The 22,376-nt window shown below is 58.3% G+C and carries 19 protein-coding genes; 12 read left to right on the top strand and 7 right to left on the bottom strand.

Annotated elements, in window-relative coordinates:
- Positions 1 to 2: 2 nt before the first annotated feature.
- Positions 3 to 1,496, bottom strand: a complete 1,494-nt coding sequence (locus IQ16_RS13415) for an ApeA N-terminal domain 1-containing protein (RefSeq protein WP_244635670.1) — start codon at positions 1,494 to 1,496, stop codon at positions 3 to 5.
- Positions 1,497 to 1,809: 313 nt separating this feature from the next.
- On the opposite strand from IQ16_RS13415, the gene IQ16_RS47500 reads away from it, so the two are divergent.
- Together IQ16_RS47500 and IQ16_RS13405 are read left to right on the top strand one after the other, a co-directional pair.
- Complete coding sequence (locus tag IQ16_RS47500) at positions 1,810 to 2,193, top strand: helix-turn-helix domain-containing protein (RefSeq protein WP_145831514.1); 384 nt, start codon at positions 1,810 to 1,812, stop codon at positions 2,191 to 2,193.
- 101 nt (positions 2,194 to 2,294) lie between these two features.
- Positions 2,295 to 3,254, top strand: a complete 960-nt coding sequence (locus IQ16_RS13405) for a hypothetical protein (protein WP_145831513.1) — start codon at positions 2,295 to 2,297, stop codon at positions 3,252 to 3,254.
- A 487-nt stretch (positions 3,255 to 3,741) separates the two neighbouring features.
- Here the strand turns inward: IQ16_RS13405 and IQ16_RS13400 are convergent, their stop codons facing one another.
- The 4 genes from IQ16_RS13400 to IQ16_RS13385 all read right to left on the bottom strand — a co-directional run bounded on the left by IQ16_RS13400 (position 3,742) and on the right by IQ16_RS13385 (position 7,868).
- Positions 3,742 to 4,995: a hypothetical protein gene (locus IQ16_RS13400; protein WP_244635668.1), complete on the bottom strand. Its 1,254-nt coding sequence runs from the start codon at positions 4,993 to 4,995 to the stop codon at positions 3,742 to 3,744.
- A gap of 131 nt (positions 4,996 to 5,126) precedes the next feature.
- Positions 5,127 to 5,753 carry a hypothetical protein gene (locus tag IQ16_RS13395; protein WP_244635666.1) on the bottom strand — a complete coding sequence of 209 codons (627 nt, stop codon included), beginning with the start codon at positions 5,751 to 5,753 and terminating at the stop codon, positions 5,127 to 5,129.
- A 250-nt stretch (positions 5,754 to 6,003) separates the two neighbouring features.
- Positions 6,004 to 6,405 (bottom strand): hypothetical protein, encoded by a 402-nt coding sequence (locus IQ16_RS13390; RefSeq protein WP_145831511.1) that lies wholly within the window; start codon positions 6,403 to 6,405, stop codon positions 6,004 to 6,006.
- Between the two features lie 677 nt (positions 6,406 to 7,082).
- Positions 7,083 to 7,868: a recombinase family protein gene (locus IQ16_RS13385; protein ID WP_145831510.1), complete on the bottom strand. Its 786-nt coding sequence runs from the start codon at positions 7,866 to 7,868 to the stop codon at positions 7,083 to 7,085.
- A 464-nt stretch (positions 7,869 to 8,332) separates the two neighbouring features.
- On the opposite strand from IQ16_RS13385, the gene IQ16_RS13380 reads away from it, so the two are divergent.
- From IQ16_RS13380 to IQ16_RS13365, 4 genes are all read left to right on the top strand, one after another.
- A complete protein-coding gene (locus IQ16_RS13380) occupies positions 8,333 to 8,755 on the top strand; it encodes a hypothetical protein (protein WP_145831509.1) in 423 nt (140 codons plus the stop codon).
- 371 nt (positions 8,756 to 9,126) lie between these two features.
- Positions 9,127 to 10,476: a DNA methyltransferase gene (locus IQ16_RS13375; RefSeq protein ID WP_145831508.1), complete on the top strand. Its 1,350-nt coding sequence runs from the start codon at positions 9,127 to 9,129 to the stop codon at positions 10,474 to 10,476.
- A gap of 23 nt (positions 10,477 to 10,499) precedes the next feature.
- The gene (locus IQ16_RS13370) at positions 10,500 to 12,992 is read left to right on the top strand and encodes an ATP-binding protein (protein WP_145831507.1); all 2,493 of its coding nucleotides are present in this window, start codon (positions 10,500 to 10,502) and stop codon (positions 12,990 to 12,992) included.
- 7 nt (positions 12,993 to 12,999) lie between these two features.
- Positions 13,000 to 14,718 carry a hypothetical protein gene (locus IQ16_RS13365; protein ID WP_145831506.1) on the top strand — a complete coding sequence of 573 codons (1,719 nt, stop codon included), beginning with the start codon at positions 13,000 to 13,002 and terminating at the stop codon, positions 14,716 to 14,718.
- Between the two features lie 15 nt (positions 14,719 to 14,733).
- On the opposite strand, the gene IQ16_RS13360 is transcribed toward IQ16_RS13365, so the two are convergent.
- Positions 14,734 to 16,116: a tyrosine-type recombinase/integrase gene (locus tag IQ16_RS13360; protein WP_145831505.1), complete on the bottom strand. Its 1,383-nt coding sequence runs from the start codon at positions 16,114 to 16,116 to the stop codon at positions 14,734 to 14,736.
- 295 nt (positions 16,117 to 16,411) lie between these two features.
- Here IQ16_RS13360 and IQ16_RS13355 point away from each other — a divergent pair, with 295 nt between their 5' ends.
- From IQ16_RS13355 to IQ16_RS13330, 6 genes are all read left to right on the top strand, one after another.
- Positions 16,412 to 16,774, top strand: coding sequence for a DUF1428 domain-containing protein (locus tag IQ16_RS13355; protein ID WP_026312418.1), 363 nt, complete (start codon positions 16,412 to 16,414; stop codon positions 16,772 to 16,774).
- 262 nt (positions 16,775 to 17,036) lie between these two features.
- Positions 17,037 to 18,290, top strand: a complete 1,254-nt coding sequence (locus IQ16_RS13350; protein WP_018645688.1) for an ABC transporter substrate-binding protein — start codon at positions 17,037 to 17,039, stop codon at positions 18,288 to 18,290.
- Positions 18,291 to 18,353: 63 nt separating this feature from the next.
- The gene (locus IQ16_RS13345) at positions 18,354 to 19,217 is read left to right on the top strand and encodes a branched-chain amino acid ABC transporter permease (RefSeq protein ID WP_018645689.1); all 864 of its coding nucleotides are present in this window, start codon (positions 18,354 to 18,356) and stop codon (positions 19,215 to 19,217) included.
- Complete coding sequence (locus IQ16_RS13340; protein ID WP_018645690.1) at positions 19,217 to 20,188, top strand: branched-chain amino acid ABC transporter permease; 972 nt, start codon at positions 19,217 to 19,219, stop codon at positions 20,186 to 20,188. The genes IQ16_RS13345 and IQ16_RS13340 overlap by 1 nt, the downstream gene beginning before the upstream one ends.
- Positions 20,178 to 20,945, top strand: a complete 768-nt coding sequence (locus tag IQ16_RS13335; RefSeq protein WP_018645691.1) for an ABC transporter ATP-binding protein — start codon at positions 20,178 to 20,180, stop codon at positions 20,943 to 20,945. Before IQ16_RS13340 ends, IQ16_RS13335 begins: the two co-directional genes overlap by 11 nt.
- Positions 20,942 to 21,661 carry an ABC transporter ATP-binding protein gene (locus tag IQ16_RS13330; RefSeq protein WP_018645692.1) on the top strand — a complete coding sequence of 240 codons (720 nt, stop codon included), beginning with the start codon at positions 20,942 to 20,944 and terminating at the stop codon, positions 21,659 to 21,661. Before IQ16_RS13335 ends, IQ16_RS13330 begins: the two co-directional genes overlap by 4 nt.
- Here IQ16_RS13330 and IQ16_RS13325 read toward each other — a convergent pair.
- The gene (locus IQ16_RS13325) at positions 21,643 to 22,317 is read right to left on the bottom strand and encodes a TetR/AcrR family transcriptional regulator (RefSeq protein WP_018645693.1); all 675 of its coding nucleotides are present in this window, start codon (positions 22,315 to 22,317) and stop codon (positions 21,643 to 21,645) included. The two genes, IQ16_RS13330 and IQ16_RS13325, sit on opposite strands and share 19 nt — an antisense overlap.
- Between the last annotated feature and the right edge of the window lie 59 nt (positions 22,318 to 22,376).

Raw genomic sequence — 22,376 nt, 5'->3', positions numbered from 1 at the left:
CCTTAGACTGAAGGCAGAGGCCGACAAGCCGTCAGTGCCATGGTGTTATTGTCAAGCATCCCGGCGAGATTATCAAGAGGCAGTCCCATGGTGATGCAGGTGTGAATGCAATAGAGCACGATCAGCTTATAGGTGAGAAAGAGAGATAGATATGATGCCACTTCAATCGGAAGATCTTTCCCGTCCTGCATGTGCGTCAGCACATTGCGTGTCTTGACTACAGCGGAAACAAAATTGGATCGGTCTCTGCAAATCCGATCTAATGCGAGTCGCGGGATGTCCTTCATCATATTTTGAACGAAGTTTGCAAAGCTTTCCCGATTGCTAGAGCGCAACAACTGTAAGAGCCGCTTCGCCGCATCTTCACCAAGCTGATTGTTCAGTATTTTCTCAACTTCTCGACAGGCCGCTTTAAACTTCTGTTTATTGTAGGGAGCGGCCTTGCTCTCCTCGCGACCAGCGATCTCCCACGCCTGCGCTACGGAAAGAAATTTCGATGTCGATGACACCTCGGTAAAGAGGGCATCAAAGATTAGCCAACGCGCTAGACGAGTCGACTCACTCGCGGCAAACCATCTCTCCAACGCTTGTCGTGCGAGTTCGGGGTGCCTTCCCAAAGGGACGAGCATCTGGTGAGGCATGAGGGAGAAACGTGCCAAGCGGTTCTGTTTTCCTATCTTCCAGATCAGTTCCGCCCTGTGAATCATGTCGAGGCTGAGTGCTACTCTCTCACCGCGAAATGGCCCGATGCACAACAGAGCAAGAAACTGCTCGACTTCATAAGCTACGTTCACAAGCTCCGTTAAAGTCGCAGCCTGCGACAAGATATGGACCGAGTCTGACGTTGTTATGCTGATCCCGTCCAGGCTCGAACTGTTCTGTGCAATTGACGACGCGAATTGGATTTCAAACGATTTGTCCGCTCTGACAATTTGGGCTTTTGGCTGCTCGCGGTGGTGAATGAGAATGGCCTCATTTGCGCCAGTCAATTTCTTCAGCTTATGCGTCGGGCTCTTGCGCTTCGGCTTCGATTCGACGAGGAACTGACGGTCAACGTCAATCGTCGATAGAATGTTGTGCAGGCCGGGCGCACGAAAGCTTAGTTCTTGATAGGGCTCTTCGGAGCTAACGAAACCAGAGCCGCTCCACGCCTGGGACGGTCCCAGCGTTAGCTCGACCCGGGCCAGAGGCGGGTCTAACTGAACTGCAGATTGGTAAGTCAATTGCGGGCAGTTAAAAAGTGTCACGTGCCCTGCTGCCTTCGTTCGACCGAGTAGCGTTGGCTGATTCGGCGGCGCGAAAGGCATTAAGCGGGGGTCGGTTCGGGTAAGAATTTCGAAGGGTGTGTTCCCGTCAATCGTAAGATAGAGGGTCAGACGGAGATTATCGTCTTCAAAGTATAGAACACCGGGAAATTCCTCGTTGCTTCCGAGGACGAACCACGTGCCAACGACTGGGTGAGATTTGAGACGATCGACCGTAATTGACCCGGGCATTGCAGAAGCTCGTCATCCCCTTGGTGGCGTTGGTTGGAGAGACTAGCGGAGGATCGGTGGTTCTTGAAGTCGCGACGGCGCTGAGGGGTCGTCTTCGTGGGGATTCGGGGCGGTGCTTCCGGTGGAGGTCATATCTCTATTCCTCATAGACCCTGCACAGGAATGTAGACGATAGTCATCAAGCCTCAACGAAAAAATGGGACCGCCCAAGCGATGGGAGGGCATCCGCAATGGTGGCTACTACTCCAAGTTCGTCCGTATCCCGTCTCATAGTCCGTAGACCAAAAGTCATCACGACGGGCCTGCTCTCGGGATGGATGACGAGACCGGGATCGTTGATGTGGTGGCGAAGGCCGTGCGGAGGGCACGCAAGAGCCTCGGGCTGTCCCAAGAGGATTTGGCCCTAGAGGCTGGGCTTGACCGGACCTATGTAAGTCAGGTGGAGCGAGGCACCCGTAATTGCACCATCGTCGTCCTGACCCGCTTGGCGAAGGCCCTGAATACGACCCCTGATCTCTTGCTGTGCCTCAGAGGAAGGGGCGGGGCAGGCCTGAATCTCGTCCGGTGTCAGGTTGATCACTTTGAGCACCGGCCGCGAGAGAGTAGGGGCCGTCACTGGGAACCGGACCGCATTGCCCAAGATCGCTCTCGATCCAAAGCGGACTTCCGCAGTCACTCACACAATGTCAGCATGTGACCCTAGCAGTCGTAGCTAACGCTATGTTTAGTGAAGCGTAACCGGATGCAACCTTGCACAGATTTTCGAGACCGTGTGTACTGGACCGGCAGGAGGGGCACATGGCAACACGACCACGGCGCATCGAGCGACAAAAGAAAACTGTCAGCATCAAGCATTTAGCTCGGAAAGACCACCGCCAGGTCGCGGAGGTGGAATTACAAGCCGACGCTACGAATGCGTTTGAAGGCGCCGGCTTTAGGGTGGTGCAATCGCTCCGGCAACGGTCCCTCCTAACGATGATAATGGTAGGGTATTCCGGTGGCGAAGATCTGATAAAGCTCGAAGTAATAATGATGCCCACGGTGCGGCATATCGAACTCAATCGTGTACTCAACCGCAGACCGAGACGTTATGAAGTTGGCGAGGTTGACGAGACCTGGGTAGTAGGAAAGGTCGTTCATCCGGAAGTTCTTGAGGAGAGAAGAGACTACGCGCCCGGCCTGCGCATTCTCAGATGGGGAGAGATGGGCGACGCGCTTCGTAAGTACGCTGAGAAGTTTCCCCCGCCTCCCCCTAAAAAGAAGCCAATAATAAAGGTGCAACGGACACGAATTGGCAAGGCCGTCGTGGTAAACGCCACTGCGCTTTCGGCCGCAATCACGACGTCCGTTGTTTTGATCGAGGAACGATTAGTCGTTCTGTCGCATCACCGCCCAAACTCGGCGGAAGCCAATGCGCAGAAGGACGATGAGGTGCAAAAGCTAACCGAGCTCAAGCGTCAGCTCGAAGTCTTGCGGACACACCCGGAGGCGTTGAAGCAGGGCAGCATAAAGGAAAAAGAGGTAGCCAGTAGCGTCAAATCATTCTCACAGGGAGTGGCAGAGTATTGGACATCGCATTACAACGAGATCTGCGATAAAGCCTTTACGTTTGGTCTATTCTCGTCGCTTATGGTGGTAGGCAATCTCTCGGGAGCCGTGCCTGAGGTGGCACTCGGCCTATCTGGGACTATGGCCTACGGGAAGCCGGTAGTGGACGCACTCAAAGCCATGAAGGGCTGGTTCAAGTTCGGAAAGTAGCTATTGCTGCGACTTTCGAGATCTCATGTGATCCTCGATAAACTCGGATGGCTACTCTACATCATTCGCGATGTCGCCAATGCGATTGCGAATTGACTTGGGCGCTCCGTCGATCTTGCCGCGGCAATTCACTTGCTCGTGGTGCGGCGGATGTCGGCTTCCCGCCAAAGCGGACCCCAGTAGGCTCGGTATTTCTGCGTCGCGCCACCCCTTTGGCTTCATCATCGAGCGCTACAATAAGGGACTTGGGGACTCATTCGCCCGAACTAAGAGGTGGCCCTACTGGATCGACCTTGGGGGCTGCAAGCTCGGCCTTAGTGGATTGCCCTTAAAAGGGGGCCATGTAGGAGGGGTGGTGTCACCCTCCCAACTTGAAGGAAACCCTTAGAGGCTCACGGAGATAAACCCACCAAGGTCGCTCCTCTAAGTTCTCTTCCCTCTAGCTTTCTCCTCCATTAGCGGAGGCGTAAGAATTAGGGCGTTGTAATTATTGCGGAAATTTCACTGAGACGATCGCGCAGGACGAGCGACTCCAGCGTTGAAAAGCGGCTCCCATCGTTTCCTGCGCCACACCCACGTGGGATTTCGCGACGAGCACCGCATCGTGGAGAGGCAGGGCGGTGACTCCAGCAGCCGATAATTCAGTGAGAACCTCGATGAGCATATCGCTTTCGATGCGCATCAGTTGGAAACCAAGGGCCCTCCCAAACAGGTGAGCAATGGGCGCATGCTTCGCGGCGAGCATCTCGACTGCCGTCCGGAGATTGATGCCATCCGGAAAATGCCGGCGCGTGTCCTCGGGCCAATTCTTCAGCGGCCCCCGCGAGAACAGTAATGCGTTCATGAGCTTCTTGCAGCCATCGCGGCCGGTGCCCTTCCCGAAAACATCATAGAGGTCGTCCTCAGGCTGGGGCGCCCCGGCCCGCACGTAAGCGAGGCGCGGGAAAAGTTGCCCATAGTCGATCTCCGCCACCCGTTGGCCGTCGATACGAATGCGAGAGCGTTCCGTACGCTCCATTGACATCCAGAAGCCGCCCGCAAGGCGACCACCGTGAAGCCACGTGGCGTTATTGAAGATGCGTCTGAGCGAGCGGCGATAGGGCGCAATGATTTGTCCATCCCTTCCTAAGGACGGGCCGGTGTCGTCCTGGCCCACGACCTCAATGTCAGCCTCGCGGAGAAATCCATTTATGCTCCGAACTTGCTTCGCGAACTTTCTAGACTGCGCGGTCTCGCGATAGGCGATGGTGGCGGCGTTCCCGTCCTCGTCCTTTCCTTCCTTCAGAATGACCAACACGGGATCATCAAGTTGACGGATTGCGCGCCATTCGGGCGAAGATAGCAGGAGATGATCCGCGAGGCGTTCTAGTGGCTCAATGAGCGACGGCATTTTTGACTTAGCGGAGATCCTGTAGCCGCGCCGCCCCTCCGCGATCAAGCCAACGGCGGATAGAAGGTCGATGACACTTAGGAAATGTTGACCGAGAACAGGATTCCCTTGCCAGAGGACGGCATGTGACCGGGGCACGGCGAGCTTAGCGTTGCTCCCCGTGGCCTTTAGCAAAATGAGATTGCAGGCCAGGGCCTCCACGGCCAATGAGAATTTCGCCGCGTCCGCTTCCTTTCGTGCCCTCTTGCGGGAGCCGCTCGCAGCCTCGTGGGCCAGCAATGTGTCTGCGAGCCTGCTGACAGCGGCCTGGAGCTCCGCGCTTTTCGCGCGAAGCTGCGGATCGAACATCATTGGCTGCACTTGGGGGGACATGTGGCTAAGTGCTTAAAATGACCGGCTCTAACATCGATTATTGACGCACCTGACCAATCTGACCTGATCTCACGCTAGAAAACTAGCGAGCCAATTGTCGGCCGGAGCGTTCAACTAGTCGCATTGCGTGGGCCACGTCCGTAGCGCCGCTTGTGGGCTAGCACGTTCTTCAGGTGCTTCTCGATGACCCACTCGCAGGGCTCCTCCAGCATTCCCCCCATCACGCGCAGTACGCGGCCAGATGATCTCGGATAGGCTCGCTTCCTAGAACGATGCTCGCGGCCCTCAGCGTCATAAGTCAGCCACCCTGTGCCACTGGCAAGCCTGTGCACGGCTTTGCACGCCTGCACCGTCCGGAATTCTTTTGACCGGTGCCCCCGCTCCTCGGCAAGCGCATTCACGGCAACGACGATTGAGACAATGCGCTCTGGCTTGACCTTGGCGACGCGGAGGCGGGCCAATCCGATCTTTGCCCGCTTGGCGGCTGTAAGGCCTTTCAAACGAGTCGCGATTTCGGCGGGCCCAGCCTGCTCCAGAGCAAACCGCGTGGAGTTTATAGCTGCGCTAATGAATTTGTCGTTCGCTGCCCGGAGCTGAAGATAAGCGGTCGCTGCAGTGAGGTACGGCTTCAATTCAGCGGCCGTGTAGGTGCTGAGCCAATAGCTGCCATGCCGCTGCCGGTGTTCCGTATGAGAACGGCAGTGATGCGGGGCCAGCCCCTTCTTGGCGGCCTTCATAGTAGTCGCCCACAGCCCGGGATGATGCATGTAGGCACCCCGGCAAATGCACCGCGCTCAATGCGCTCCTTCAATAGGTGTTTCGACTGGGCACGCGATGGGGTCTTGCCTCGAAACAAGACTGATACTCCTTCCTGAATGTTGGATGATTCGAAACCCATTCCGGCCCACGGCCCATCGGGTGCGGTGCACCTCGCGTCGAAATTCGGAAGCTCGAATTCCGGCCGGAATGCTAGTCGAAGCAATGTAATTAAGTCGCCGTCTCTGCTGCCGCGTCGATGAAATATTGCGGCCCATTCAGTCCTAGGCTCTTGCGCATGCCATGAAGTTCAGCACGCCGTTTCGCAAACACCTCGCGTTTCCCCGTTCTCATGCGCGGCACGACAATGTTTTCGATCATCGCCAGATTCTGACCGCGGAAAACTAGCTCGTATTGCGGTTGAACTGAGTCGCCTGATGGCTTCTTCGGACCGGAGGGAGACCCCGCATATTGAAGGGCATCGCATATCGCCAGGAGCTTATCGAGATACGGGGTCTTGAATTTCAGGATGAGCGTTGGATTCTTGTTTTTGCGGATGATCTCTATCGATCCGAAATTGTCCACGGTGCCGACAAACCAGTCGATGTCTTCCTGCGTTGCATCCAGCAACATTTTGATTTTCCTTTATCCATGGCCGCACGATTGCGCACCATACGACATCACGTAATCGCTTCTGCATGCAAGGCAACGCTTACGATGAAAAAAAATTGAAAAAAGCCTGCAGAATAAGGGGTATCGGGAGAGAGCTACCCCCTTGGAGCCATGCAGAGGGTACTGCGGCATGATGAGCCTAGGCCACCTGTAGGATGAGCACCGCGATTGTCAGAGCAGCAGGCAGTCTCGATCAGGCGTACACATAGAGAGTGCTCTCACCACTTCGACTCCATGGACACTTGACGAAAGCATGAAGGCCTAGAACGTCGGAGGCAAAGGAAGTCGAGGAGGGGCGCAGACCGTGAGTCAATCACAGGAAACTACGATCTAGGCGACACCAGTGAAGTTCGGATGGTGAACCGAGACGCCCGAGCGGCGGACCTCACGGGGAGCTAGGCGGGGAGGGGCGGCAAGCGCTCGGACGTCCCCGGAGGGAGTCGGGCTACCGAAGCTGTAGGCGGCAGCAGAGATTGGAGCGAGGAACCGGCCGGTCCCCGTCGACCGAAGTCATCGGCACCGGCTGCCACCCCAATGTACATGACACAGCGAGAAGCAGAGGAGGGGGTGCCCTGGAGCTTACCCCTAAGCGAACAGGTCAGTCATCAGGCTCACGGGCCGCCGCGGACCATGAACAATCACAGGTGACTGGCAGAGTCTCGGGTGTATGTGGTCCCGTCCTCTAACGAACGTAGCCGGCGCCTTAGGTTGATCACAGCCTTCGAATCCCAAAGAGCGCCTCGCGGGGTCAAGACGCCGCGATCATTTAGACCAGCCGCGATGCTGCGAGCGGACTTAGCGCCTGCGTCCACCACGGCTTGTAGGCTGTCGCGGAGCCGTAGAGCCGTCGCGTCGGCCTTCGACTTTAGAGCCGCGACTGCCGCCTGGTTGCCGTATTTCTGTAGGTGGACCGCGCCATTCGGGTTGCCTAATCGCCTGACCTCGGGGTGCCCTCTCTGGCCAACCCTGGCGACACGATCCCGCGCTACCGCGAGGGCCGCCTTTGTACGTTCGGCGGTCATGTCTCGTTCGTGCTCAGCCACCGCTGCGAGGATCGTGATCGTAAGTCGGTTTGCGTTTGGAAGGTCGCAAGCAATGAACTCAATGCCAGCCCGCTCTAGCCCAGTTAGGAAATGTACGTCTCGCGAGAGTCGATCTAACTTAGCGATTATTAGCGTCGCCCTTGCGTTGCGAGCGTGAGCGAAACTTCTGAGCAGCTCTGGACGCGTGTCCCGCTTTCCGCTTTCGACCTCAACGTATTCTGCCAACAGCGCGTCGGTCGCACCTACTCGGGCAAGATACTCGCGGACCGATCTGCGTTGAGCTTCGATGCCGAGTCCATGGAGGCCCTGACTTTCTCGGCTGACCCTTAGATATGCAATGTAGCGCTGCGGTTTCCGAGCGGTATGCCTGTCTCGCGCCATGTCGTCCTCGCTGTATCCCCACTAGGCTAACGAACGTTTGGCAATTGGCCATGAGTCAAAATGACTCATTGGAGACGCTCATGTCGAACAAGATCACGACCTCAGCGTCGCGGAATGTCGCCAATTCGTGTTCCCAGAGCGGGCACCTTCTAGAGGACCACGGGACGCATGCCGCCGCGAGCTTTGCAACTGGCTACACGGGGGTAAACCGGCGAGTTGTTGCCACGTGGTCACCTCTGAGATGCGGCACCCTTCCGGCAATATCAGCCGGACTCTCTCTGCATGCTTTAGCGTCTTCAGATCGTGGGGCTGCGGAATGTCAAAAAAATAGAGAATTGGTCCTCGACGTTTGGTTTGCTCTTGGGCAGCCTCCTTCGCCTGACGAGCTATGATTTGCGAATCGGGGCCGAGTCGGAGAGGGCGAGATGCTAGGCGGTCTTAGGCATTGGTTGACGGTGCGAGGAATGCGGCGCTCCGAGCGGAAGATCTCGAAGGCCTACGCCAAGGACATCGAGGCGGCGAAGGCGGCCAAGAAACCTCGCAAGGATATTGAGTACATAGAGGAGTCTGAACACCACGAGCTGCGCTTCGTGAGGGACGAGATGGAAATCGCGGAGACGAAACGGCTCTACGCCCAAGCCGCTCATTACCGGCTACCAATTCCCCAGGCTGAAGATGACTGGGAAGAATCGGCCGTCTTCGGGAAGAGGTACCTGACGCGGAAAGGAGCGGCAAAGCTCCGCTCAGACATCCGGGCCGAGCAGAAAGCTAGGTGGGACTACTGGCAGAGCCGGTTGCAGCTCGTGGGTACCGTGATGGGGATCATCGGCGGCATTATGGGGGCTTTGGCCTACTTCAAACAGCCGCCCCTGCCACCTCATCCCTGAGGTAATCTTTCGCGGGCTGCGGGGGAGAAGGGTTTGCCAAAGCTCTCGCAGCCTTCCACTCTCGGCAAGTGCGCTCTAAGGTCTGCCTGTCCTCCAAGGTGACTGATGAAGACGCAACGCTTCACCCCCGCCTCTTGAATTGGCGTTGGCCGGTTCATGCCCCCGGGGGGAGGGGCGCGGCGACTACCCCCAGGTCACGTCTCCCATGAGGGACCTCAATTGAATTTCGCCCGAGGTCAAACACATGGCCCCGCGCCCCCGCTCTACCGTTCAATTGCCTGAGGAAATCTGTCGCATTATCAGCGACTTGTTAAGCTGATCACGCTATAAGCACGCTGAAATTGAGTGAGTCTACTCGCAGAGGCCTCCGGATGTTAGACGCTGACGACCGCACATTGATTGCGTCTTTGAGCGAGACTGCGGATTTTCAGCGAAAAACGGGCTCGGCTTGGTCTTATTCCGGCGACGCCGGCCGGACTGCAGCACATGGCCTAATCCAATATCCGGCCATGATGGTCCCTGCGATGCAGCGTGACATCCTAGCGTCTATGGTTCGTGCCGCGCCTAAGGCAAAGACGGTTCTTGACCCGTTTGTGGGCTCCGGTACTGCGTTAACGGAGACACTTGCGGCGAGCCGGTCGTTTGTCGGCTACGACATCAATCCGTTGGCCATCTTGATTGCCAAGGTGAAAGCGAGCCCTCTTCACGCGGGCATGTATGCAGCAGCGGCGGAGCAAGTCCTTGCCTGGATAGCGGCCGACACTCGGAGCGACTACGCGGTAAGTTTTGTTAATCAGAGCAAATGGTTCAAGCGCTCGAATTCGATTGGGCTCTCGAGAATTCGTCGCGCTATCGAGAAGCTCGACAATATACAATGTCGTCGCTTCATGTGGGTGGCGCTCGCTGAAACGATTAGGCGATGCAGCAATTCTCGTACGTCGACGTTCAAGCTTCATATCCGCCCAAGCGAAGATCTAGAGCGCTTGGACGGCGTGGCCATTCCTATATTCACGTCTGTATTGAAATCGAATGTCGAGCGGATGATCGCGGAAAAGGCGCGACTAAGGAAGCTTGGCGTTCTTGTAAATGGAAAGATGATCTCGACGGCAACGATAAAGCTTCAAAGCATATCGAAGCCCGGACTGGATCGAGGCGATTCAATTGATCTCGTACTGACGTCCCCACCTTATGGGGACAATCGAACGACGGTGCCTTACGGCCAGTTTTCCTACCTGGCGCTTCGCTGGATTCCGCACGCCGATATCGACTCGTCTATCGATGAAGCTCTATTAGATAGCACGCATTCATTGGATACCGCGAGTATGGGGGGCGGCCTTCGCTTGGACAATGTTATGATCGAGGAGTTAAGCGAGAAGTCTGCATCTTTCTCCAAGATGTACAGACAACTACTAGGTATTGATAGGCAAGCAGCCAAGCGCTGGACCGCTTACTGTCGTGATTTGTCACGAGCGTTGGAAAACATACTAAAGACCGTCAACTCGGGTGGTTATCTTGCTTGGACGGTCGGGCAGCGGCGAATTAGGTCGACCGACGCGCCGTTGGTTGCCGTGCTAGGCGAGCTTCATGACTATTATGGCGCGTATGAAGTAACGCAGCTAAAACGTGCTATTCCTTCAAAGCGCATGCCGACACACAATTCCATAGGCTCATTGATGCAGATCGAGCATGTGTGCTTCTACAGGAAAAGACTGGCATCGTAAGGCCGACCTACGGAGATTGAACTGTGGCGGATCACGATAGCTCCTTGGAGCTTCGAATTGACACTAGGGTCGTTCGGCAGCTCGGTGCTGAGTTGATCACTGACCCCGAGCAGGCCCTGCTCGAACTCGTAAAGAATTCGTATGATGCGGACGCAGATAAATGTCGCGTCCAAATAGATACCAGCGCAAAAGAATATTTTGCGGGAGGTAAGCGAACGGAAGCGCCTTCCGGCGCAAGTGATGACCTCTCCAACGATGGCGCGTCCGAAGCTCCGATCGCACTTACCGGTCGAATTACTATTGAGGACGACGGACCTGGCATCACCCTAGAAGAAATCAAAGCTCGGTGGCTTCTAATCAGTGGGTCGGAAAAGCGACCCGACTCGGGTATGGCCAAATCCTCGACCAAGAAAGGGCGTACTCCGCTTGGTGATAAGGGGATCGGCCGCCTTGGTACGATGCGATTGGGTGACTGCGTTCAATTTGTATCGAGACCTAAAGGGAGCACGAAGGAAGCTAGCGGTGTGGAGTTTCAGTGGTCAGAGTTCGATGCCGCTAAGACCCTGAATCAAGTCCCGGTTCGGGAAGTCTCGGCAACCCCTACAAAAGGCTTCTCCACCCGCGTCATGATTGAGGGGTTGGAGGACGCTAGTCACTGGAAGGCCGCCGATCAATCTGAATTGCAAGCGCGGATCTCTCGCCTGATCTCCCCGTTTTCGAAGGAGCATCCTCTTCGAGTTTCAATATCCATAGACGGACAAGAGTTAGAGCTGCAGCGTCTGAAGCAGGATCTTGATCTCCATTCGACGGGTCGTCATTCCTTTTCTTTGAAGCGTGTGATCGAAAAGGAAAAGCCCCGCGACACCTTAGAGCTAACCACCGAGATAACTGCAGACTTTTTCGGCGAGAAGTGGTCTGCCGACAATGAGAGTAACTTTTTTTCGAAATTCACAAAACGTTACCCAAAATTCGGACTGGCTCGCGTTGCGGGCGATCCGGCACAAAAGCGGTGGCTCTATCGCATTGTGCGGAATGTCGATTGTCGTGAAATCAAAGATTACCAGTCCGACAATTACCCGGGCGATTTTTCCGGCACCATCTACTCGTTGAATTTTCGTATGCTGCCAAGCGCAGACGACACTGCTCAGAGTAGTGATCAGCAGGTAGGCGCGACACCTCCGACCGGTTCATTGAAATCGCTGTTTCAAAAGCTGGCTGGTGTTTCGATTTACCGGGATGGATTCGGCGTTCGAATAGACCCGGATTGGCTTGATATGTCCGCTAATGTCACGTCGGGTGGAAGTTGGTACGGCCTCCGAAGAACAAATACGGTTGGCCATATCGACATAACTTCCCAAGGGAATGCGTCACTTGTTGAGAAATCGGACCGGGAGGGATTCGTAGATACCGCGGCATGGCGGCAGTTTCTGTTACTAGCAAAGAAACTGAGGGACGAAATCAATGATATTTACGAGGCGTTGCGGCGCGGCTTCAACGATTCGCGCAAGCCAAAGACCGATTTGGCGGAGAAAGCTCCAACTCCAGAAGGTGCGATCAGAGAGCTCTCAATTCAAGCGAAGTTCGGGCAAGATGTCCGATCAACCTTAGAATCCCAGCAAGCTGTTCTGGAGAAGGCGGCAGAACTATTTTCCAACGCCAAAGGAATTAGTGCGAAAGAGGCCCAATCATTTAAGGATCAGACAAGGACTGCGCTGAAGACGATCCAAGGATTTAGAAGGCATCAGAACGTTGCAAACGTCGATGCGTCTGTAGAACTGCTGAGAGAAGAAATCCAGGCGCTGCGATCGCAGGTCCGAACCGCTTATGATTTTATTGCCGCCGGTATGGCCGCGGAAACTTTGGCTCACGAAGTTCATCCGCTATTGGATCGCGCCTCCGAACTTATTCTAAAGTCGCAACGGTCTGTGCAGAAGTCGGGCCTTACCCAAATTTCAAACGATCTGCAGGGGGCTCGCTCTTACGTGCGGCTCGTCGGGAAGCAGGTTTCGATTCTAAATCCGATGTTAAAGATCTATCGGGAGACCAAAGATACGGTCAAGCTCTCCGAGTTTCTCAAAGAATACGAGGCGTATGTTCAGCGTCGGATGCTCGATGAGAATATTGCCCTCGCGGTAAATGTCGCCAAGCCTTTCACAGTTCATATTCCGCGCGGGCGGCTTATGCAGATCGTTGACAATCTTGTTCGGAATTCTGAGTATTGGTTGCAAGTGCCGGCCGCGCAATCCAAAGTAAAGGCGCCGACAATCACGATTGAGGTCTCCAAGCCGACCATTTCCGTGTTCGATAACGGCATCGGCGTGAAGACGGAGATTGAAGACAGAATTTTTGGCATGTTTGTGAGTGACAAACCAAAAGATACCGGAAGAGGTCTCGGGCTGTTTATAACGAGAGAAATATTGCTGCGCTATGGATGTGACGTGGCTCTGTCAGAGACCCGGAACGCCCATGGCAGGCGGTATAGATTCGACATCGATCTGGCATCAGTCACGCAGTAGAGCGATAATGGGGCAACTATCTTCAGTCATCAAAGCTCTCGGTGTCGAGAGGGTGATTTGGATCGACGATATATTTGCTTCTATTGCTGAAGCGGAGCCGGTTGACGTTGTCGCATTGGCCCATCGCATCGCGACAGAGGGTATGTTTGGAGCCCTAGGCCTTGACGACGTAGCATCGGAAGACGAACCGGTTACAGAATTGATCCGAATGCTCTCCGACGATCCGGAGCTTACCAAGCGTGCAGGCGATTTGGTCGGAACTAACGTTTCTGTGGATCTCGCAAATCGCGTCATGCAGAGCATGGGATGCGAAGCGCTGCCCAAGAGTGGGGCTGATTGGCAGGCCGCTTTGAAGAGCGCGGAGGTGACGTATCAGAACACGCTATTTCTCGTCGATCGTGATTTCAAGCGGGAAGGCATTGATGACGAGCAATCGAACGCGATTCTGAAGCAGACCGTCGCCGGTTTTCTGAAGGCTGACACTTCTAATTATTGCGTGGTGCTGACGAAAGAAGTCGGTGTCGAACAGGAGGCCACTGCGCGAAAAGATTTTCTAACGGCGATACTCGATGGAGAGCAGGACAAAAAGGATCTGATCCGCTTTTCGGTGATTTCCAAAAACGTATTGGAGAATGGTGGCGAGGAAGTGCTTTCGAAGAGCCTTCGAGATAAGCTCGCTGGCGTTGTTCTCTATGCGATGCTGCAGAAAGTGGAAAGCTCTCTCGACGACAGTGTGACCGCGTTGAGAGATATAATCGTTACGGAATTCATTGACATCAACAAAGCTGTTTTACAAAATTCTTATAAGGAAGGTGTCTCGGAGCTAGAAGTGCTACTGCGAATTCTCCAGCAGAAGCACCGAATAGAGCTAGCGAAAAGTCTAAAGGCCGGTAATGGCGATGGATTGCACGCGCTCCTTGCGAGATTTCGGTTGTTTCAGATCGATGGCGACAACGGATTGGAGGTCAGCGATCACGTAATAAGCGGCGAGCTTAGCCGTATTTGTCGTGCGGAAGTGATGACGGAAGGGCCTTTAGTAAACGATCTATCTCTCCCAATCGTGCCCGGGGATGTGTTCGCGGAGATCGAGGCCGGTCAATCCGCGGATAAGCCAAATGCAGATTGGAAGGGTGAGCTTGAGACAGAGAAGAAATATTGGATGCTGCTCGGGCAGCTTTGTGACGTGGTGCCACGGGGGGATACTGGCCTGTCTGCAACAAAGATGGCGTTTCTCGTGCGGTTTACGGTCAAGTCAATCAAGAACCACGACAAGAGCCTTCAAAAAGGTCAGCTCAATAGCGGCAGAACGGGTTGGATGACGGTTGGCGACTTAGCCCTGCACTTTGACTTCCGAGAGGTTTTGTCGGCGAACGTGGCCGCGTTGCAGCTATGCTCGTTCAATCGAAATGGAGCTGCGGTTCTGTGGGAGGGCGATACTGGAGGCGACGTTTGGTCGCTTGCCTCGATGGCTAGGGCCAAGCAGTTAATGTTGAAGAGCTTTCTTCAGCATAAGAAAGTCCCCCAAGAACTTCAGTGTTACGGTACGTCATTCTCCGAAGCAGATACTGGGCGGCGGTTGTCGATCCGGACTAAAAAGGGGAAGCGAATATTTAGTTATTCGATCCGCCGGGTCTGTCGGATTCGAGATGTTGAGGCCAGCGAAGCGCTAGGGGCGCTAGAGCGATACTGGCGGCGGCCAGCAAAGCCAAACTACTTCGTACATTGAAGCTGCTGCATCCGCTCACGGCAGCTTCACCGATTCCACGCAGGCAAGCTTCAGTCTCTTTAGCTGAGCATTTGAGTAGAGGCCGAAGGTTATTCCAACAGCGCTCTCGTGGCCCATGATATCCGCGACCACATTCTCGCGGTGTCCGGCATCCTCAGCCTTCGTCGCAAACCAGCGCCTAAAGCTATGAAAGTTGACCTTGGAACGTCGTGCACCCGGTCTCTTGTCATGCACGCCAAGCTTCTTGCGGTAGTACGTAAACCGCTTGGAGAGGGCCATGGTGCGGTTGCCATCCCAGCCGGTGTCCTGAAAGTCGGGAAACAGATAGGCCGCCGCATCGCGTTTGCCCACGAGTTTCGCGATCATCGGCCGCAGCGCCGAATGAATCGGAATGGTGCGAACTCCGGCCGCAGATTTGCTGCGAGTGACGCTGAACGTGTCGTTGCGGCAATCACCCACGCGGAGCTGTCCGATCTCATCGAGGCGCATTCCCGAAAGGGCCGAAATCCTCATGGTGTTGGCCATGTCGGTGTCTGCCGGACCCGCAAGAAGGATGCGAACCTCATCATCCGTGAACGGCCGCTCAGGCCCCATCGGGCCGTCCGGGGCAATCCTATGTGCCTTGGCCTTGGGGAGCGACTTGCGCATCCACGGGTTCGACTTCACGCCGAAGCTCTTCTCTAGCCACGTCCAGTATTGCCGCAAGGCGGATAGCTTCTTGTTGGCCGTCTTGAAGTGCACGCCAGCCTTGACGAAGGCCTCATCACGGAAATCGGCGGCAACCCGATCGGTCGTGGTCTCGATGAAGAAGCCCTGGCTGGCCTTCGTGCACCAATCCTTGAACTGCGCTAGCGCCGTGCGGGCGTCGGCCTTGGTGCGCTCGCTATAGGTCGAGGCCGCGAGCCACCGTTCAATGTATAGGTCGGCGGGAGTGACCTTTGCGGATGCTAGCTGAACGAATTCGGTAGCCGGCTTGGTGGCCGCCCGGGGTTCTGAAAAAGGTTCGTACTCGTCACGGGTACCACCCGCAGCAAGATCGATCTCTTCGGCCCGGTCCGTGATCTGATACATGAGGTCATTGCGCCGCGCGGCATCCGCTCGGACAAATTCTTCCCGGAAAGCCATGGCCTCCAAGAGCAACGGGTCCTGATCTTCGGGGCCGGGCGTCCGGTGTTTGGCGATCTCGGACTTTAAATCCGCAACGGCATTCCAGCGGGCAATGCGGGCCACCCGGAGGTCGGTTGTCTCCAGCGACTTCAGAAGCCGTTTCTTGCCAATGGCCCGCCGTAGCGTCCTAGGGACCTCAGCGACCGCGTACCAAGTCGTCCCTTCGCCCCGGGGTTGGGTCAGGTAACGCCGATCGCCGCCACCTTTTTCCGCTCTCAGAATAACGTTCACTTGGCCTGCCCCTAACGGTGCCCCCAACGGGTCGCCCCCAACGCAGGGATTGATATAGGCCCGTTTTTGTGGTATTTCCAGTGTTCCAGACCCATTCGTGTAGGGTCCAGGTTCCCCAGCCAATTCCGGGCGGTTTTCCCCGATCCTGATTTTGTCGGCCCCGGCGCCGTACCATTTTGGAAACCGGCGTGTCGCCGTCGCTCGCGACGGTTTGCCTCAGTGGAAATGGCGTCTTCGACGTCGGGCCGCCGCATGCCCCGTCGTCCTTGGGACACACAACCCAAGGAGATCTGTGATGCCCTATGTCGATGGTTTCGTGCTCGCCGTGCCGAAGGACAAGATCGAGGCCTATAAGGCTCTGGCGCGAACGGCCTGTGCGATCTGGATGGAGCACGGCGCGCTCGACTATGTCGAATGCATCGGAGACGACGTTCCCTATGGCGAGCTGACATCGTTTCCGCGCGCGGTGATGGCGAAGGAGGAGGAGGTCGTGGTGTTCTCCTGGATCGTCTATCGCGATCGGGAGACGCGCGACGCCGTCAACAAGAAGGTGATGGCGGACCCGCGGCTCAAGCACGGCGACATGCCGTTCGACCGCAAACGCATGATCTATGGCGGCTTCACGACGCTGCTGCGGGCGAGTGACGTAATTAGTTGAGCGAAGTGGAGCGGGAAGACCCGTAGCCCGGATGAGCGAAGCGACATCCGGGGATGCGGCCGCTGTTGTCCCGGGTGTCGCTTCGCTCACCCGGGCTACACGTTCTTCCCCCATGCATCATCGTCGCAGTCCGTTTCACCTTGCCGGTCGCCGGTCGGCATGCCATCCTCCCGCGGCCAGGCATAATCAAACGGAGGCGGGCGTTTCGCCCAGGCTCTCCAAAAAATCTTGGTTGGGGAAACCCTTTGGGAGGTCTGATTTCATGACATTGAAGCGAGTCACGGGGCTGCTTTGCGCGGCCGCGATGTCGCTTGCGCTCACGGCTGGTGCGCAGGCGCAGGACAAGGTCGTCAAGATCGGCGTGATCATGCCGATGTCCGGCGGCACCGCCTCGATCGGCGCGCATGCCAAGGCGGCGCTGGATGTCGCAACCGACATCATCAACAACGCTCATCCTGAACTTGGCAATTTCCCGTTGGCGAAGAACGCCGGCCTTGCCGGCCTCGGCGGCGCCAAGGTCGAGGTGATCATCGCCGACAACCAGGGCAACCCCGCAACAGGCCAGAACCAGGCGCTGCGCCTGATCACGGAAGAGAAGGTCGCGGCCGTGTTCGGCTCCTATCAGTCCGGCGTGACGCTGACCTCGAGCGCCATCGCCGAGAAGTACGGCGTTCCATTCCTGAACTCCGAGTCGGTCGCCGCCAACCTGACCGAGCGCGGCTTCAAATGGTTCTTCCGCACCACCCCGATCGCCACCGACTTCGCCAAGATCTATGTCGACTTCCTCGCCGACCTCAAGTCGCAGGGCGCCAAGACAGACAGCGTCGCGGTGGTCCACGACAACACCGAATATGGCACCTCGGTAGCGAACACGATTTCCGGCGCCTTCAAGGAGAAGGGCCTGCCGATCGCGCTCGACGTCGCCTATCCCGTCAACGCGACGGACCTGCAGGGGCAGGTGCTCCAGCTCAAGGACAAGAAGCCCGACGTCGTCATTATGATCAGCTACACGTCGGACGCGATCCTGTTCGCCAAGACCATGCAGTCGCTCGACTACAAGCCGGCCGTGCTGCTGGCCGATGACGCCGGCTACTCCGATCCGTCCTTCACCAAGGCGGTCGGCAAGATCTCGCAAGGCGTCTTCAACCGCTCGTCCTGGGTCGTGGGTCCGGCCGGCTCGCCGTCCGCCATCATCGCCGACATGTACAAGAAGAAGAGCGGCGAGGAGATGGATGACACGGTCGCTCGCCAAATGCAGGGCTTCTTCGTGCTGGCCGATGCGATCGATCGCGCCGGCTCGACCGAGCCCGCCAAGATTCAGGCCGCGCTGAAGGCGACGGACCTCAAGCCCGAGCAGCTCATGATCGGCTACAAGGGCGTGAAGTTCGACGACAAGGGCCAGAACACCCTGGCCTCAGGCGCCATCATCCAGCTTCAGGACGGCGAGAACTACGTCTCGGTGTGGCCGAAGGCCAATGCCGCGAAGGCGCCGATGCTGCCCTACAAGGGCTGGTGATCATGCGAGGGCGGGACCTTAAGTCCCGCCTTTTTCACAAGGCTTGGTAGAGCAGCGCAGCTCATGTCCTTTGTTCTCGTGCAGGTGATCGTCGGCGGCCTTCTGCTTGGCGCCGTCTACGCCCTGTTCTCCTCGGGCCTCACGCTGGTGTGGGGCATGATGAACATCGTCAATTTCGCGCACGGCGACTTCGTCATGCTCGGCATGTACGTCGCCTATGTCGTCTACACCCTGATGGGAGGAGGGCCGCTTCTCGGCGCCCCGCTGGCGACGCTGGTGCTCGCCACGCTCGGCATCGTGGTCTATTTCGGCCTGATCCGCGGCATCATGAAAGGACCGATGCTGGCGCAGATCCTGGGTACCTTCGGCCTCGCGCTGCTGCTGCGCTATTCGGTGTTCTGGTGGTTCGGCGCCAACTTCCTGTCGATGCCGCCGAACATCGTAGGCGGCACCTACGCCTTTGCCGGCCTGCGCATCGAGGCCTCGCGGCTGCTCGCGGGCGTCGTCGCGCTCCTGGTGACGCTCGGGCTGCATCTCTTGCTGACGCGCACCTCGCTCGGCTCGAAGATGCTGGCGGTGGCGGAGGATCAGACCGCGGCCCAGCTCATGGGCATCCGGCCCGACACCATGCAGGCGATCGCCTGGGCGATCGCGGCCGGCGCCACGGGGCTGGCCGGCGCCCTGATCGCGAACTTCTTCTACATCGTGCCGACCGTCGGCGAGACCCTCGGCATCGTCGCCTTCGTCACGGTGTCGCTCGGCGGCTTCGGCAGCGTGCCCGGCGCTCTCGTCGCAGGACTTCTGATCGGCGTCATCGAGTCGCTGTCCGGCTATCTGATCGGCGCGATCTACAAGGACATCGTCGTCTATGTCCTGTTCCTGTTCTTCCTCTGGTTCCGGCCACAGGGCCTGATGGGAAAGATGTGATGCGGCGCTGGATCTGGCCCTCGGTCGTCGCAGCCTTTGCGATCGCCTATCCGCTGCTGCTGTCCTCGCCGTTCCAGCAGCGCCTCGGCGCGCTGGTGCTGCTCTATGCGATTGCGGCCTCGGCCTGGAACATCGTCGGCGGCTATGCCGGGCAGGTGTCGGTGGGGCATGTGGTGTTCTTCGGCTGCGGCGCCTATGCCGCGATGGGCGCTTACGCCAAGTTCGGCCTGTCGCCGCTGTTCGGCATTCCCGGCGGCATCGTGCTGGCGGTCGGGCTCGCCGCGATCGTCGGCGTGCCGACGCTGCGGCTGTCCGGCCACTATTTCAGCATGGCGACCATCGCGGTGGCCGAAACGATGCGGCTGATCGTGACCAACACCGAATGGCTCGGCGCGGCCGTCGGTCTCTCCGGTCCGACCGTGCCGCGCAACATCTTCGATCTCTCGTTCCTCTCGGCGCTGCCCTACTACTATCTCTTCCTCATCATCCTCGCGATCACGCTTGCGATCACCTGGTGGATGACCAACAGCCGCATGGGATTTTACCTGCGCGCGATCAAGGATTCCGAGCGCGCCGCGCGCTCGCTCGGCGCGCCCGCCAGCCGCACGAAGCTCTACGCCTACATGCTGAGCGCGGCGCTGACCAGCGTCGCCGGCGCGCTCTATGCGATGATGTTCGGCTTCGTCGATCCCGAGTCCGGGCTCGGCATCCTGATCTCGGTGAAAATCCTGATCATGGCCGCGCTCGGCGGGGCAGGGCTGCTGTTCGGGCCGCTGGTGGGCGCTGCGATCCTGGTGCCGCTGGAGGAAATCTCCAACAGCTGGCTCGGCGGCAAGGGCGCCGGCCTCACCTTCGTGGTGTATGGCGCCATCATCGTGCTGATCGCGCGCTTCCAGCCCGGCGGCCTGCTCAGCCTGCTCACCCGGCGCGGCAAGCCCAAGACCGACACGGGAGCGAGCCATGCTCCTTGAAGCGCGCGGCATCACAAAAGCGTTCGGCAGCTTCAAGGCCGTGGACGACGCCTCCGTGACGCTGGAGCAGGGCGACATCCTAGGCTTGATCGGCCCGAACGGCGCGGGAAAATCCACCTTCTTCAACTGCCTCACCGGCGACCTCAAGACCACCTTCGGCCGCGTGCTGTTCGAGGGGAGCGACATCACCGACTTCCCCCCGGAGCAACGTGCCGGCCTCGGGCTCGCCCGCACCTTCCAGGTGCCGCAGACGTTCGAGGGCATGACGGTGCTCGAGAACGTCATGATCGGCGCTTTCCTGCGCACCTCGCATCGCAAGGAGGCGGAGACCAAGGCGCGTGCGGTGCTAGAACGCGTCGGCATGAGCCGCCTTGCGGAGGCGCCGGCGCGCTCGCTCGGCACGCCCGGCCGCAAGCGGCTGGAGATCGCCCGGGCGCTTGCGACCGAGCCGAAGGTGCTGCTGCTCGACGAGGCCATGGCCGGCCTCAACGCGCATGAGGTGAGGCTCGCCATTGACCTCGTCCGCGACATCCACCGCTCCGGCATCACGCTCGTCATCGTCGAGCACATCATGGAAGTGATCATGTCGCTCGCAAGCCGCGTGATGGTGTTTCACCAGGGCAAGGAGATCGCGCGCGGAAGCCCACGCGAGGTCACGTCGAACCCCGCCGTGATCGCGGCCTATCTCGGAACGCGCGCCGCGAAGGCCGCCGCTGGCCATACGCCGGTCGAGCTGATGGGCGGGCCGGACCTATGAGCGGAGCGCTTCTCAGGATCGAGCATCTCGAGGTGCGCTATGGCGACCTCATCGGTGTCTCCGACGTGTCGCTGGAGGTGCCGGACGGCAGCGTCGTCGCGCTGCTCGGCTCCAATGGCGGTGGCAAGACCACGACGCTGAACGCGATCGCCGGCCTCATTCCCGTGCATTCCGGATCGATCAGCTTTCGCGGCGAGGAGATCGCGGGACAGAAGGCCTTTGCGATCGTGCGCAAGGGCCTCGCGCTGTCGCCGGAAGGCTGGCGGCTGTTCGTGCAGCAAAGCGTCGAGAACAACCTGATGTTAGGTGCGACCCCGCTGCACGACAAATCGCGACAGGCGACGCTGCTGGAGCGCGTCTACGAGGTCTTCCCGCGCCTGAAGGAGCGCCGCAACCAGCGCGCCGGCACCATGTCCGGCGGCGAGCGGCAGATGCTCGCGGTCGGCCGCGCGCTGATGAGCGATCCGAAGCTGCTGATGCTGGACGAGCCGTCGCTCGGCCTCGCGCCGGCCGTGGTCGAGTCGATGTATGAGACCTTCGGCCGCCTGCACCGCGAGGGCCTGACGATTCTGCTCGCCGAGCAGTCAATTGAGCTCGCGCTGGAAGTCTCGGACTTCGCCACCGTGCTCCAGGTCGGCAAGAGCGTGCTCTCGGGGACCGCGGCGGCGCTCGCGCAGGACCCGCAGGTTCAGAAGGCCTATCTCGGCGTGGACTGACCGACCTCCGCCTGGAGCAGCAGCGACAGGCAGCCGGCAAGCCGCGTCTCCATCTCCTTCGACCGCAACGTCAGCGGTCCGGGATCGTTGAGGATCGCGTTCACCAGCGTGCCCAGCACGACCTGGAAGCCGAAGGCAATGCTGCGGGTTTTTGCGGCTTTGCGGCCCTTGCCCATGGCCGGGAGCAGGAGAGGGGTGGCACGCGCGGTCGTCGCCTTCGCGAGCGCCTTGAACGGCGTCCATTTGTCGGGATGGGTGTCGTCGTGCTGGAGCGCAGCACGCAGCACACCTTCATGATTGCGCATCCAGGCCACGATGCCGCTGACGATCATGTGGCAGAGCTGGTCGAGGCTCGCTTCCGGTGACGGCCTCTTGATCTCACCCAGCCGCTGCTCGCCGTCGCGCGCGGCCAGCGCCATCAGTGCTTTGAAATAGGCCTCCTTGCTCTCGAAGCGGCTGTAGAAGGCGCCGACGGTGGCGCCGACTTCCGCACAGAGCGTCTCGATCGAGAGCTCGGCAAGGCTGCGTGTGCGCAGCATGTCGGCGCCGGCGCGCAGCAGCGCCAGCGTCGTCTCGCGGCTGCGCTTCTGCCGCGACGGGGCGACGCCGGGCAGGTCGAAGTCGCGAGGCCCGGGCTCTTTCAGCGATGTCCGCATCCGCGCTTGCATCCGCCTTAAATCATAATCATAATTCTGATTATAATTTAGGTCGAGGC

Source organism: Bradyrhizobium huanghuaihaiense (genome assembly GCF_007830635.1).
Taxonomy (GTDB): domain Bacteria; phylum Pseudomonadota; class Alphaproteobacteria; order Rhizobiales; family Xanthobacteraceae; genus Bradyrhizobium; species Bradyrhizobium huanghuaihaiense.
This window is presented reverse-complemented; position numbering and strand designations above follow the sequence as displayed.